The organism is Pseudomonas batumici, assembly GCF_036585405.1.
GTDB lineage: Bacteria > Pseudomonadota > Gammaproteobacteria > Pseudomonadales > Pseudomonadaceae > Aquipseudomonas > Aquipseudomonas batumici.
Genome location: NZ_CP144470.1, coordinates 2,707,430 through 2,719,917, shown reverse-complemented (window position 1 = coordinate 2,719,917; position 12,488 = coordinate 2,707,430). Strand labels below are relative to the sequence as shown.

General features: G+C 59.9%; 14 protein-coding genes and 1 pseudogene. 4 read left to right on the top strand and 11 right to left on the bottom strand.

The genetic code is table 11. The annotated features are described in order from the left end of the window. Positions 1-3: 3 nt before the first annotated feature. Genes NUH87_RS12330 through NUH87_RS12320 form a run of 3 tightly spaced genes read left to right on the top strand, consistent with a single transcriptional unit; the run spans position 4 to position 3,251 of the window. A complete protein-coding gene (locus NUH87_RS12330) occupies positions 4-2,190 on the top strand; it encodes an FUSC family protein (RefSeq protein WP_338526155.1) in 2,187 nt (728 codons plus the stop codon). Then, on the top strand, positions 2,180-2,380 hold the full coding sequence (locus NUH87_RS12325) for a DUF1656 domain-containing protein (protein ID WP_040064387.1): 201 nt from the start codon (positions 2,180-2,182) through the stop codon (positions 2,378-2,380). The genes NUH87_RS12330 and NUH87_RS12325 overlap by 11 nt, the downstream gene beginning before the upstream one ends. 10 nt (positions 2,381-2,390) lie before the next feature. Then, positions 2,391-3,251, top strand: a complete 861-nt coding sequence (locus NUH87_RS12320) for an HlyD family secretion protein (RefSeq protein ID WP_040064389.1) — start codon at positions 2,391-2,393, stop codon at positions 3,249-3,251. 152 nt (positions 3,252-3,403) lie between these two features. On the opposite strand, the gene NUH87_RS12315 is transcribed toward NUH87_RS12320, so the two are convergent. From NUH87_RS12315 to NUH87_RS12290, 6 genes are all read right to left on the bottom strand, one after another. Then, positions 3,404-3,877 carry a hypothetical protein gene (locus NUH87_RS12315; protein ID WP_338526154.1) on the bottom strand — a complete coding sequence of 158 codons (474 nt, stop codon included), beginning with the start codon at positions 3,875-3,877 and terminating at the stop codon, positions 3,404-3,406. A 351-nt stretch (positions 3,878-4,228) separates the two neighbouring features. Then, positions 4,229-4,564 (bottom strand): hypothetical protein, encoded by a 336-nt coding sequence (locus NUH87_RS12310; RefSeq protein WP_338526153.1) that lies wholly within the window; start codon positions 4,562-4,564, stop codon positions 4,229-4,231. Positions 4,565-5,129: 565 nt separating this feature from the next. After that, a complete protein-coding gene (locus NUH87_RS12305; RefSeq protein ID WP_338526152.1) occupies positions 5,130-5,822 on the bottom strand; it encodes an RES family NAD+ phosphorylase in 693 nt (230 codons plus the stop codon). Further along, on the bottom strand, positions 5,816-6,220 hold the full coding sequence (locus tag NUH87_RS12300; RefSeq protein ID WP_338526151.1) for an antitoxin Xre-like helix-turn-helix domain-containing protein: 405 nt from the start codon (positions 6,218-6,220) through the stop codon (positions 5,816-5,818). Before NUH87_RS12300 ends, NUH87_RS12305 begins: the two co-directional genes overlap by 7 nt. A gap of 134 nt (positions 6,221-6,354) precedes the next feature. Beyond that, positions 6,355-6,753: a DUF4440 domain-containing protein gene (locus tag NUH87_RS12295; RefSeq protein ID WP_338526150.1), complete on the bottom strand. Its 399-nt coding sequence runs from the start codon at positions 6,751-6,753 to the stop codon at positions 6,355-6,357. Further along, entirely contained in the window at positions 6,750-7,970 is a 1,221-nt protein-coding gene (locus NUH87_RS12290; protein WP_338526149.1) for an MFS transporter, read from the bottom strand. Before NUH87_RS12290 ends, NUH87_RS12295 begins: the two co-directional genes overlap by 4 nt. A gap of 109 nt (positions 7,971-8,079) precedes the next feature. Between NUH87_RS12290 and NUH87_RS12285 the strand changes: the two genes are divergently transcribed. After that, positions 8,080-8,970: a LysR family transcriptional regulator gene (locus NUH87_RS12285; protein WP_338526148.1), complete on the top strand. Its 891-nt coding sequence runs from the start codon at positions 8,080-8,082 to the stop codon at positions 8,968-8,970. Between the two features lie 14 nt (positions 8,971-8,984). On the opposite strand, the gene NUH87_RS12280 is transcribed toward NUH87_RS12285, so the two are convergent. The 5 genes and pseudogenes from NUH87_RS12280 to yaaA form a co-directional block, all read right to left on the bottom strand. Next, a complete protein-coding gene (locus NUH87_RS12280) occupies positions 8,985-9,809 on the bottom strand; it encodes an SDR family oxidoreductase (RefSeq protein WP_338526147.1) in 825 nt (274 codons plus the stop codon). A 9-nt stretch (positions 9,810-9,818) separates the two neighbouring features. Then, positions 9,819-10,220, bottom strand: a complete 402-nt coding sequence (locus NUH87_RS12275) for a thioredoxin domain-containing protein (RefSeq protein ID WP_338526146.1) — start codon at positions 10,218-10,220, stop codon at positions 9,819-9,821. A gap of 436 nt (positions 10,221-10,656) precedes the next feature. After that, positions 10,657-10,977 carry a DUF6124 family protein gene (locus tag NUH87_RS12270; protein WP_338526145.1) on the bottom strand — a complete coding sequence of 107 codons (321 nt, stop codon included), beginning with the start codon at positions 10,975-10,977 and terminating at the stop codon, positions 10,657-10,659. Between the two features lie 558 nt (positions 10,978-11,535). Next, a pseudogene (locus NUH87_RS12265) lies at positions 11,536-11,622 on the bottom strand (alginate biosynthesis protein AlgA); the annotation flags it as partial. After that, on the bottom strand, positions 11,621-12,400 hold the full coding sequence (yaaA, locus tag NUH87_RS12260; RefSeq protein ID WP_338526144.1) for a peroxide stress protein YaaA: 780 nt from the start codon (positions 12,398-12,400) through the stop codon (positions 11,621-11,623). The gene yaaA and the pseudogene NUH87_RS12265, both read right to left, overlap by 2 nt. Between the last annotated feature and the right edge of the window lie 88 nt (positions 12,401-12,488).

The window sequence follows — 12,488 nt, the reverse complement described above, 5'->3', positions numbered from 1 at the left end:
GTCATGACCCCCTTGCCCGCCCCGGTGCGCTGGCTGTACTCCCTGGAATGGCGTCGCGGCTTCTTCGACTGGGCCCGTAGCGACGGCGTGACCTGGATCTATATCTTCAAGGTCCTGGCTGCCGCCTTCCTCACCCTGTGGTTGGCCATGCGCCTGGAATTGCCGCAGCCGCGCACCGCGATGATCACCGTGTTCATCGTCATGCAGCCGCAGAGCGGCCACGTGTTCGCCAAGAGCTTCTACCGTTTCCTCGGTACCTTGGCCGGTTCCGCGGTGATGGTCGCGCTAATCGCCCTGTTCGCCCAGTACACCGAACTGTTCCTTGGCGCGCTGGCGATCTGGGTCGGCGTCTGCTCGGCGGGCGCGCAACGCAACCGCAACTTTCGCGCCTACGGTTTCGTACTCGCCGGCTACACCGCCGCCATGGTCGGCCTGCCGGCCCTGGCCCATCCGGAAGGCGCGTTCATGGCGGCGGTGTGGCGGGTGCTGGAAATCTCCCTGGGGATCGTCTGCTCGACCTTTGTCAGTGCCGCGATTCTCCCGCAGAGTGCCAGTGCGGCGATGCGCAACGCGCTCTACCAGCGCTTCGGGGTGTTTGCCGGCTTTGTCGGCAGCGGCTTGCGCGGCCCGCATGCCAGCGCGGCGTTCGAAACCGCCAACCTCGGTTTCATCGCCCAGGCAGTGGGCCTTGAGGGTTTACGCAGCGTCACCGTGTTCGAAGACCCGCACATGCGTCGGCGCAATGGACGCCTGAACCGGCTGAACAGCGAGTTCATGGCCCTGACCACCCGCTTCAACGCCCTGCACCAACTGCTCGAACGCCTGCGCGCGCAGAGCCCCGTGCCTGGCCGAGTGGCGGTGATCACGGCAATCGAGCCGGGTGTCCTGGCCCTGGCCGAACTGCTCGACGGTTTTGCCGGACGGGCGCTGACCGATGCCGATGCCGGGCGCCTGGCCGCCCAGTTGGCGGACTACAAGCAGCGTTTGCCCGAGCGGGTCCGCGACTTGCGCGCGCGCTTCCAGGAGAGCGATCCGGATGAGGCCGATCAACTGGATTTTCATACCGCCTTCGAACTGCTCTACCGTTTTGTCGAAGAACTGCACAGCTATGCCTTGACCCACGCGTCCCTGGCCGATCATCACCACGAGCGTGAACAGTGGGACGAGCCCTTCGTACCGAAAACCAACTGGCTCGCCGCCTCGGCGTCGGGTATCCGTGCCGCGTTCATCCTGATCGTGCTCGGCGGCTACTGGGTGGCGACCGCCTGGCCGAGCGGGGTGACCATGACCCTGGTCTCCGCCGCCACCGTGGGCCTCGCCGCCGCCACGCCGAATCCCAAGCGCATGGCCTTCCAGATGGCCTGTGGCACCCTGCTCGGCGGCGTGATCGGCTTTGTCGAGATGTTCTTCGTGTTTCCCTGGATCGACGGTTTTCCGCTGCTGGCCCTGATGCTCGCCCCGGTGATCGTGTTCGGCGCCTTTCTCGCCTCGCGTCCACGTTATGTCGGGGTTGGCCTGGGCCTGCTGATCTTCTTCAGCATCGGTTCGGTGCCGGACAACCTGACGGTCTACAACCCCTATACCTTTATCAACGACTACATCGGCATGCTCATCGGCATGCTGGTGTGCGCGGCGGCGGGGGCGATCATCCTGCCACCCAACAGCCGCTGGCTGTGGCGGCGACTGGAACAGGACCTGCGTGAGCAGGTGGTGTTCGCCATCAGCGGCAAGCTCAAGGGCCTGGGGTCGACCTTCGAAAGCGGCACCCGCGACCTGCTGCACCAGGCCTACGGCCTGGCCGCCGGGCAGCCGAAAGTGCAGAGCCAACTGCTGCGCTGGATGTTCGTGGTGCTGGAAGTCGGCCACGCCATCATCGAGTTGCGCAAGGAACAGGCGATTCTGCCGGTGCACCCGGCCTATGCCGAGTCGCAGCCGTGGCGCCAGTCGATCCGGGTCATGGGGCGGGCGCTGGTGCGCCTGTTCATCCAGCCCAACGCGAGCAACCTGGAGCGCGCCCTGGTAGCGGTGGACCATGCCATCAGCCGGGTCCAGTCCACCGACGAACCCTTTGCCCGGCACTTCGACACTTCGGCCCTGCGCCGGGTGCAGAGCTACCTGCACTTTATCCGCACCTCGTTGCTGGACCCGCAATCCCCGCTGGCCGACCTGAGACTCTCCCATGCCCCGTGAAATCGCTTTCCACGGCGTCTATATGCCGACCATGACCCTGATGTTCCTGATCGCGGCGGGGTTGGGTTGGGCGCTGGACCGCTTTATCGCCAGCCATGACCTGTACCGCTTCTTCTGGCACCCGGCGCTGCTGCGCCTGAGCCTGTTCTGTTGCTTGTTCGGCGCCTTGGCGCTCACTGTCTACCGTTGAGAACGACCTGATGAAAAAGCTTTTCAGCCTGATCGCCACCTTGCTGGTCCTGGCCCTGGCGATCTGGATCGGCCGGGTGTTGTGGGTCCAGTACATGGAAACCCCCTGGACCCGCGATGGCCGGGTACGCGCCGATATCATCAACGTCGCGGCGGACGTTACCGGTGAAGTGGTGGACGTGCCGGTGCGCGACAACCAGGTGGTGAAGAAGGGCGACCTGCTGATGCAGATCGACCCGGAGCACTACCGCATCGCGGTCAAGCAGGCGCAGTCGCTGGTGGACTCGCGCAAGGCCACCTGGGAGATGCGCAAGCTCAATGCCCATCGCCGCGCCGACCTGGACAGTATGGTGATCTCCAAGGAAAGCCGAGACGACGCCAGCAACACCGCCGACGCCGCCCTGGCCGATTACCAGCAGGCCCAGGCGCAACTGGAGGCGGCGCAACTGAACCTGGCGCGGACCCAGGTGCGGGCGGCAGTGGACGGGTACGTCACCAACCTCAATGTGCATCGCGGCGACTATGCGCGCATCGGCGAGGCGAAGATGGCGGTGGTCGATATGAACTCGTTCTGGGTGTACGGCTTCTTTGAAGAGACCAAGCTGCCGCATTTGAAGGTGGGTGATCCGGCGGAGATGCAACTGATGAGCGGCCAGGTGCTCAAGGGGCACGTGGAGAGTATCTCGCGGGGCATCTATGACCGTGACAACCCGGAGAGCCGTGAGCTGATTGCCGATGTGAACCCGACCTTCAACTGGGTGCGCCTGGCCCAGCGGGTGCCGGTGCGGGTTCATATCGACGAGGTGCCGGACGGGGTTCTGTTGGCGGCGGGGATTACGTGTACGGTGATCGTCAAGCCAGCGGGGGCGTGAGGGTGATGATCAAACGGCTCGTACACCTTGCACCTCCTGCTGAAGGTGCAAGGTGTTTATCGAATGACAGCTCAGAGCTTAATGCGGTGTCATGAACACGCTATAACGGATTCAGGCGACTGCCAGTGTTCTCTGGTGACTTGATTGCAGCGTCAAAATGCCGTTTCAAAGACGATATTGAAGTATGAGCTTGTGAAGTCTGTAAATTGTTTTTGTAATACAAGTCTCGTAATCGTTGAGCCCGCAAACAATGCGTCTTCACCCTTGTGCAAATAGGTGGGGCAGTCAGGCTCGGAGGAACGGAATATAAAAATTCTCTGGGTCGCTTCTTTAGCCGTATTTGCGCTGGCTGCATCGGCTGGAGAAGGTATGTTTGAGAGGGTTTCACTGAGCGTTGCTCTGACTAAGTAGACCTTGTATTGTGGGTCTCCGTAATAATAGAAGTATTTTCCTGCGACGCGATATACGGTGCTGCCAAATGTAATCTGCTCACCCGCTATGGCGAGAGCACCAGCAATTTCATAGTTTGCTTCAAGTCCCGGGGGAATAGGGATGGGTTCATTGTTTAGAGTGAAAAAGCGAAGGGTAATAGGATCGTCGTTTGTGGTGTTGGATAGGCTGGCCATGTTGGTTTTCCTTTTGAAATATTCGAATTGAATTAGGGGGGGCTGAAAATCACGAGATACACTAGACCCTCCCGACGCGCCGATAGAGTTTGTCGAGTATTCAAAGTGAAGGGTGTGTTTTACTCCGTGAGTTCATTGGGGAAACGGGGGATACTAAACAGGTTATCCTGTAATTTCCTGCAGTGAATCCATCATAGAAAACGTATTCTAGGCTGAGGGGGCCGATAGGGTAAAAACGGAAGGATCCGGTATCTCCTAACTCTAGAAAACGGGGGTATTTGGGATCGGTGGAAGTGAATTGCAGAAGAAGATAGGGGCTGTCTGCAGTGAAACCATGATTCTCAGGTATGTTTAGGTCGGGGGATTCGGGGTGATAGGGGGCAGTGTGATGGAGTTGTTTTTTATACGGTTGAGCGTTTCCAATTGATGTGCGTATTTTTCGCTTTTGCTAGTTTGTTTTACTAAGTAAACGTGGTACTGCCCTTTTCCATCGAGAAATTTATAGGATCTGCGAACAATCAGATATCCTATATCGCCGATTGCGATTTGCTCGCCCGGTAAGCATGTAAGGCCAACAATTTGGTATTGTAATTTAGCATCGCTGGGTTCGATGGGGGTTCCATCCTCGGCGTCAAAAAAATTAACGAAGTCAAGAAGACCGTTAACAGTGTCAAAAAGGTTGTTCATTTCAGTTCCTCCTTTCGAGGTCGTTGAGCCGCTGGCTCAGGGTTGACCTGAAAAACCACGAAATTCCCTTTCCAGGTGCCTAAAGCCTGATCCCCCGCCAGATCTGGTTGCTACTGTCAGAAATGACAGTTCCGACAAACGGCCACGGCCTATGAGCACGCCGACAACCAGAGCGGTTCCAACCGACAGGCCGTGATGGGGGTTGTGCACTTGATCGAGTTGGCCCAACGATGGATGGATTCGGTGTTGGATGAGCAGACTGGTGCCGTCACGAACTGACAACTGATTCCCAACGCTGAAATACAAACCTTGTAGGAGCCAGCTTGCTGGCGATGAGGCCCCTGAGACTTGCATCGCTTGATCGGCCGTCATCGCCAGCAAGCCAGGCTCCTACAGGATTTTGGGCATGGCGATATTTTGCGGTGCGACACCCATCTAATGTGGGAGCTGGCTTGCCGGCGATGGTGTCCGCAAGATCGATGCAAGGCTCAAGGGCCTCATCGCTGCGATGCGGCGTCCCGACAAGCCAGCTCCCACGGGTTTTGCGGCGCTACTACCTGAAGGTTCAGGCGCCGGTGATTTGGTTGACGCTGGTGATTGTGCCGTTCCAGATCATTTCGTAATGAGCGGTTTGAATGATCGATGAGACCGGGCGTGGGGTCATCAGCGCCCAGCAGCGATTGCCGGGATGGCGCACGGAACCGTAGCGCAGCCCGGGGCACTTTTCCCCTTTGATCGCCCTGCCCAACGCGTGGGAGTGGGTGTAATCGTCCGGAGCGTAAATCGGGTCTGTCAGGGGGATGAACGCGGCATCTTTCATCGTCGCGTCAGTGAAGTGGCAGCACAGACCACGGAAAACAAAGCGTTCGTAGTTGAGACCCTGCACTTTCGACCAGTAGCTGTTCTGGTGATGTCGCACCTCGGCCAGCGCAGTTTCCAGCGTCTCGGCCAGATACAGCACGCCAAAGCTGCCATCGCTGAACCGCGATCCCGCCGGATTCACATGAGTGAAGGGCGCCGTCGCGTAGGCACATCCGGGAATACCAAAGGGGATCTCGTCACGCGGGATCAGCTCCAGTCGACCCAGCTCGTTCTGCAGTCGCGGATTGGTGAGGGCCTGAATCTGGTAGAGCACCTCGAATTCGTCGGCGTCCGCCACGTCATCGAACAACGCAATCGGCGGGAACTTGGAATTGACCAAGCGGTAGGCCTGCAAGCGCTCACCGGACAACACGGGCAAATCGCCTGTTGTCACCATTGCGCACCCCGTAGCGCGTCAATCCGCCGAAACGTCTCGTACAGCGAGATCATGTCGCCCTGGGCCATGATTTCCAGTGGGGCACGCCCGTTGAAGAATTCGTTATCGTTCGTCATCGCCGGAAAACCATAGACGTTCTCGGGATTGTCGAAGACCACCCGCAAGGCCGCGTGGATGTTCAGGACGAAACTGATCCGTTGCATCTGGTCGGCATCCAGGCTGACGGACCAACCGGGATCACGCTGTTTGGCACGGGTGTAGGTGCTGCGGGAAATACGCAAGATACGACAGGCCTGATCACTCGAGGCCTGCCATTTTTCGAGTACCCCCACGGCGGCTCTCAGACCCGTCACGCCATGCGCTTTGGTCAGTCCTTGGGCTGCTGAGGTGACTGTCATGATCATGTCCTTGAAGGTAATCTGTAGATTCAAAAATATTAAAAATGAATCTGTAGATTTAAATCCTACTCTTCCGAGATCGACAGTGCCACAGGCGGCCTTGCGACTGCCCCAAAAAAACATGTGCTGATTTTTCAGACCTGAGTGAAGGTCTCGTGCAAATACCGCCACAGCACCCGTCCATCCGGCTGTTTTTCAAACACCGCCGTCGATAGCCGATCCGTGTGCGTGCCCGTGTCATCGGTCTGCCATTCGCGATAATGAACGATGGCACCGGCCTCATACTGCGCAATCACTTCAATCTCGCCGAGGGTGATCACACAACCCGGGCGGCGTCCTCTCGTGCCGGCGAAAAACTCGTCCACCCCCGACTTGTCCAATTGCCCGCCACTGGGCGTGACCATGGAAAAGGCCTTCGAGAAGCGCGCCAGTAGCAGCTCCAGCGCGTTGTCCGCTGCGGTCCCGGCAAACCACTGCTCGATGGCTTTGAGGGTGTCGATCACTTCGTTGAGGTACAGCGCTTTATCCGTCATGCGGGTTCTCCTTGTTTGGGGGTTAACAGTGCCAGCACCGCTGGCGTATCGAGGCGGAACACGACCAACAGCGGCACTAGCGTGAGTGCCGCCGCAATCAGGAAACACTCGCGAAACCCGGTCGGGTTGCTGCCGAACAGATCGAGCAGCCCCATCAGCAACGCCGCACCGAAGCAGAAGCTTAGTTGCCGATTGATATTCCACACCGCGCTGGCCTGGCCCATGCGCGGCGGGTCAATGTCGAGAAACGCGCAGTTGTAGGCGCTGCTGCTGCACAGGCTGCCGCCCAGGCCCATCAGCCCATAGGCGATGATCGGCAGCGGTCCGTGGGGATCGACGATCAGCGCCAGCAAGAGGATGCCCGACGCCTGCGCCAACATGCCCGCCAGCAGCAAGGGCTTGGGGCCGATACGGTTGAAATAGCGCTTGCCGAACACAATCGCCACACCTGAAGCGAGTGCCCAGGGCAGCATCAAGGCGCCGGTCTGCGCCGCGCTCGCCCCCAGGCCGCGCAGGTAGAGAATGGCCACCAACTGGGTGCCGATAAACACCCCGGGTACGCACAGATAGACCAGCATCGCCAAGCGCAGCAGCGGTATGCGCGCCACCTGGGCGGCGCTCCACAGGCCACGATGGCTGAACGCAGGTCGTTGCGCCGGCAACAGGTCCGGCTTGAACCACAACCCGGTCAACAGCAGCGGCAGCAACGCCAGCGGTACATTGGCGTAGAAGATCCAACGCCACGAAGCATGATCGACAATCAGCCCGCCCAGCGCCGGCGACAACGCCGGAATCAGCAGGGCCACCAGCATCATCCGCGAGGTCAGCCCGGCGCGTTCGCTCACCGGGTAATTGCGGTAGGCCATGGCCTGTCCGACCGGGATCAGCAAGCCGCCGCCCAAACCTTGTACCAGCCGCCAGCCGATCAGCGTCTCGATGGAGCCCGCTTGGGCCACGCCGACAGAGGCCAGCGCAAACAGCGCCAGGGAAGCCGCGATCAGCCGGCGCTCGCCGACCACCGCCGCCAACCACACACTCAGCGGAATGATCGCCGTCAGCCCGAGCATATAGGCATTCCCGACCCAGGCCAGTTGCGTCACCGTGGCCTGCAGTTCATGGCCGATTTCCGGGTAGGCGACATTGGCGACAAACATGTTCACCAGGTCCAGGGAAAAAACCAGCAGGTAGACCAGGGCGACTTTCGCGCGGTAACTCATTGCAGCCTCCATCGATTGAGACGACAGGTTAGGTCGCCGGCAATGCTTGGGAAACCGCGCTTTGGCTGCTAGCTTGTCAAAATTATTTTGACAATGGATGCGAAGCCCTATGGTCAGCCTGGATCGTTTCGAGACCTTCAAGACCGTGGTCGAGGTCGGTTCCCTGACCGCCGCCGCCGAGCGGCTGGGACAGACCCGGGCCGTGGTCAGCTTCACCCTCAAGCGCCTGGAAGCCGAGCTGGGCGTCACCCTGTTGACGCGCAACACCCGCCGCCTGGCCCTGACCGAGGCCGGCGAACGTTTTTATGGCCGCTGCCTGGGCATGCTCGAACAGGCCCGGTTGGCGATCGAAGAGGCGCGCTCGGAACATACGCAACTGCGCGGCACGCTGCGGATCACCACGACGGTGGAGTATGCGTTGGCGAAGGTGGTGCCGGCGCTGGAGTTGTTTCGTCAGATCCACCCGGAGTTGAAGGTGCATCTGTCGACCTCCTCGACCCACGCCGACCTGATCTCGGAACGCTTCGATGTGGCGATCCGCCTCGGCCAGGTGTCCGACTCCAATCACCGGGCGACGCAGCTCGCCACCTTCAAGATCTTTGCCGTGGCCTCACCGGGTTTTGTCGCCGGACTGCCCGGCGGCGAGCCGCGCACGTTCGCGGCGTTGCAGCAGGTGCAGAGCCTGGTGCACCGGCGCCTGGGCGATCTCGGCCTGACCCACGTGGAGAGCGGTGAACAGTTTTTCTTCCGGCCTGCAGCCGAGCAGTCACGCATCGTCGCCGACAACTCCTCGGTGCTCCGCGGTTTTGCCCTGGCGGGGCAGGGCGTGGCGATTCTGCCGGACTGGCTGGTGCGCGAAGACCTGGAAACCGGGCGCCTGTGCCGCTTGCTGAACGACTACCGCTTTGTCGAACAGGGGATCTACGCGCTGTACCCGGACACCCGGCACCTGCCGTTGAAGGTCCGGGTGTTTATCGACTTCATGAAAGCGCATGCCTGACGGGGCGCTGGTCCTTACAGGCGAGCGCTCAAACCGAAGCGCTTCATCAGGACCTTTTCCAGCAGGCCCTTGGGCAGCCAGCCTGCCATCAATGGCAATAGCCGAGAGCCATTGCCCAGGCGTAACAGACGCGGAGGCCGGGCCTGCCGGGTCGCCTTGAGCAAGTCGCTGGCAAAGCGGGCGGCGGAGGTCGGATGGTTCTGCGAGGCATTGGCCCGTGCCCGAATCCCTTCGCGCAGCGGCCACCAGGGCGATTGTTCGCCAATCAGCTGTTCGGCTTCATGCCCGGCGTTTTTCGCAAAGCGGGTGTCGATCGCGCCGGGCTGCACTTCCATCACCCGGATGCCCAACGGCGCCAACTCCATGCGCAGGGCATCGCTCAAGGCATGCACCGCCGCCTTGGAGGCGCAATAGGCCCCGGCGAACGGCGTCACCAGCACCCCGGACACACTGCCGATATTCACCACCAGGCCCTGGCTGCGACGCAACAGCGGCAGCATCGCCCGGGTCACCCCGACGAGGGCGAACACATTGGTTTCGAATTGCCGGCGCATGGCCTCGACTCCGCCGTCCAGCAGCGGACCCATGGCGCCGTAGCCGGCGTTGTTGATCAGCACATCGAGACCGCCGCAGTGCATGTTGAGGCGTTCGCCCAGAGCCTGGAGGGCCTCGCCATCATTGACGTCCAGTTGCACGGCGGTGAATCCGGCCGTGGCCAGCGCCGCCACATCCTCGGTCCTGCGCGCCGAGGCCCAGACCTCGTAACCCGCTTGTTTGAACACATCCGCCAACGCGCGGCCGATGCCGCTGGAACATCCGGTGATCAGGGCAACGGGCATGGCACATCCTTAAGGCGTCTGAGAGTCGAAGACCTCCGAGAATACCCCGTTCGAGACAAAAAGGAGTGTATCGAGGCCCTGTTTCAACTCCTCCTTTTGTGTGCCGTACATGTGGGTCTGGGGACCATGGGCATCGAGGAAAAACAACGCGGGGACGTGTTCGATCCTGATCTCCGGCTGGAACAGTTTGAAGATCGGATAGCTGATCTGATAGAAGGCCACCCGATCCCGGTAAGGTCCCGCGGCCAGGGCGCCGAGCAGCGGCTTGAGCTTCTCGCAGGGTGGGCAGTCGCGTTTGTAGACCAGCACCACGGTAGGCCGTGGGCGGATCAAGGGCACCTCCAGGCTGCCCAATTCTGCCCTGAACGCTTGTCGAGTCTTTATTTCGATGACTGTATTCGTCCCTTTCATGCTCGATATCCTGCCGCCCGGTTTCAGTGTCCGGGTATTCAACGGCAAATGTGATCCAATGTAACCTGTCAGAAATAACGGGTGTCAAAGTGATATCACTGTCCTGGTTGAACGACTGGAGCCGTATCTTTGCCAGAAATTCAAGGGGTTGCGGACGGGACGCGAGGCACGAGGCGGCAAGGGAGAGGTCGTTTTTTGCTGGGTCTTGGTCGGAAATAGTTAGTTACATGTTCAGGCTGTTGCCCATGGGCAGTCGGGATATGCCTCATTTGGTTTTTGCTTATTTCGTTAATCACTAAAAACTGTCATTTCTGACAGTCGCTAGGCTTCCCGCATTGCGTGCGCATTAATCCATTCGGTATCGGCTGGGTGTTGTCGCTGGATTGTGTGGCCCGCTCCCGTTTGACTGTGGGGAGCGGGTAACGCTCTCACGCCATCAGGCGGTTACTGTTTGTTGTTCGTCGATGAGTTCATCCATCTCCCGTTGGGCCATATCGATCAGATGCACGGCACCCAAGGCGAGTTTGCGCTGCGAGCCCTGGAGATTGTCCGCCGATTCGTAGGCGGTCGCCGAGGCGCTTTGGAGAATTTCGTAGATATGGAGCAGGGTTTCTTCTGTGCTGCGTGATTGCCGTTTCCGGGGCGGGGTACGAGTCGAGGGTAATTCGTAGTGAGCGAAGGCGCGCTCGGCGGCGGGCCGGAATGCTGGGGAGGAGAGGTCTTCCGCGCCAGGCGGATTGGGGGTGATCTTGAACATGGTGTATCCCTTTTGATGAGTGGGACCGTCACCGTTCGCTTGCACGCGAATGAGGGTGGCGGCCGTACGCAGGTGTGCAAGACCGGGGCAAAAGGTAAACCCGGCAGATCCCGAAGAATCTCCCGCGCACGGCCGCCATAACACAATATTTCAGACGTAAAAAACGCCTGAAATATTTGGCGTCGCGCGCCTTTTGTCAGTCCGGACTTGCACGTCCGTATCACCGAATTGGCGGTGACACCGTGCAGACTAGTCGTCGGTACTGACAGGCGCAACGGGTCGGGATTTTCTAGGAAATTTCATTCAAGTGAAAGGGAATAGTCTTCGTTGGTGCCCTGATGAAGCAGATCCGTATGTGCTTTCGACAGGTTCCAGCGGTGGGCACAATGCTAGTCAATTAAGGATATTTGAAGTCGAGCGCGGTCTTGTGGCGAGCGGGCTAAAACCTCCTTAACTGAGCGGCATCGGGTGGTGAAGTGCTTCCAGGGAACCCCGCCCCACCCGCTGCGGATAGGGGGGACGCAGCAAGCGGAGCGGAGGTGAGTGAAACACTGTAGTTCACTGCGCGATGGTTTTCACCGAAACCTGCATTTCAATCGGGCTCGAGCGCCCATGGATATCGTCGAAGCGCTCGATATCGTCTTCACTCCGGCGCGTGATCGCGCAAAAACACCAGGTTGTCCGGCTTGGAGAATTCGGTGCTGAATCGGTAGCCTTGTTCGTCGAATGTCTTCAATTGCTCAGGGTTCTGGATGCGTTCCCGAATCACGAAACGCGCCATCATCCCCCGGGCTTTTTTCGCGTAGAAACTGATGATCTTGTACTGGCCGTTCTTCTGGTCGCGGAATTCGGTATTGATGACCCGTGCGTTCAAGGCCGAGCGTTTGACCGCCGAAAAGTACTCGTTCGACGCCAGGTTCAACAGCACCTCATCGCCTTGTTCGGCCAGGGCTTCATTCAGCCATTCGCTGATGCGCGTGCCCCAGAAGGCATACAGGTCCTTGCCCCGGGCATTGGCGAACTTGGTGCCCATTTCCAGGCGATAGGGCTGCATCAGGTCCAGCGGGCGCAACAGGCCGTAGAGCCCGGAGAGCATGCGCAGGTGAGTCTGGGCGAAGTCGAAGTCGGCGTCGTTGAAGTCTTCGGCGTGGAGGCCGGTGTAGACGTCGCCCTTGAATGCCAGCAGCGCCTGTTTGGCGTTGTCCGGGGTAAAGGCCGGGGTCCAGCTGCCGAAACGCGCGGCATTGAGACCGCCGATCTTGTCGGAGACGTGCATCAGCTCGCTGATCTGCGCCGGGCTGAGGGTGCGCAGTTGCTCGATCAGCTCCTGGGAGTGGTCCAGGTATTGCGGCTGGGTGAAGCGCCGGGTCACCGGTGGTGTTTCGAAATCGAGGGTCTTGGCGGGGGAAATCACCATCAGCATGCAGTCGTCTCCTTTGATCGTCGGGGGATTCTAGGGGCTTGGGCGGTTTGACTCCACCTATGATGGCGATAGGGCCGGAACAGACACC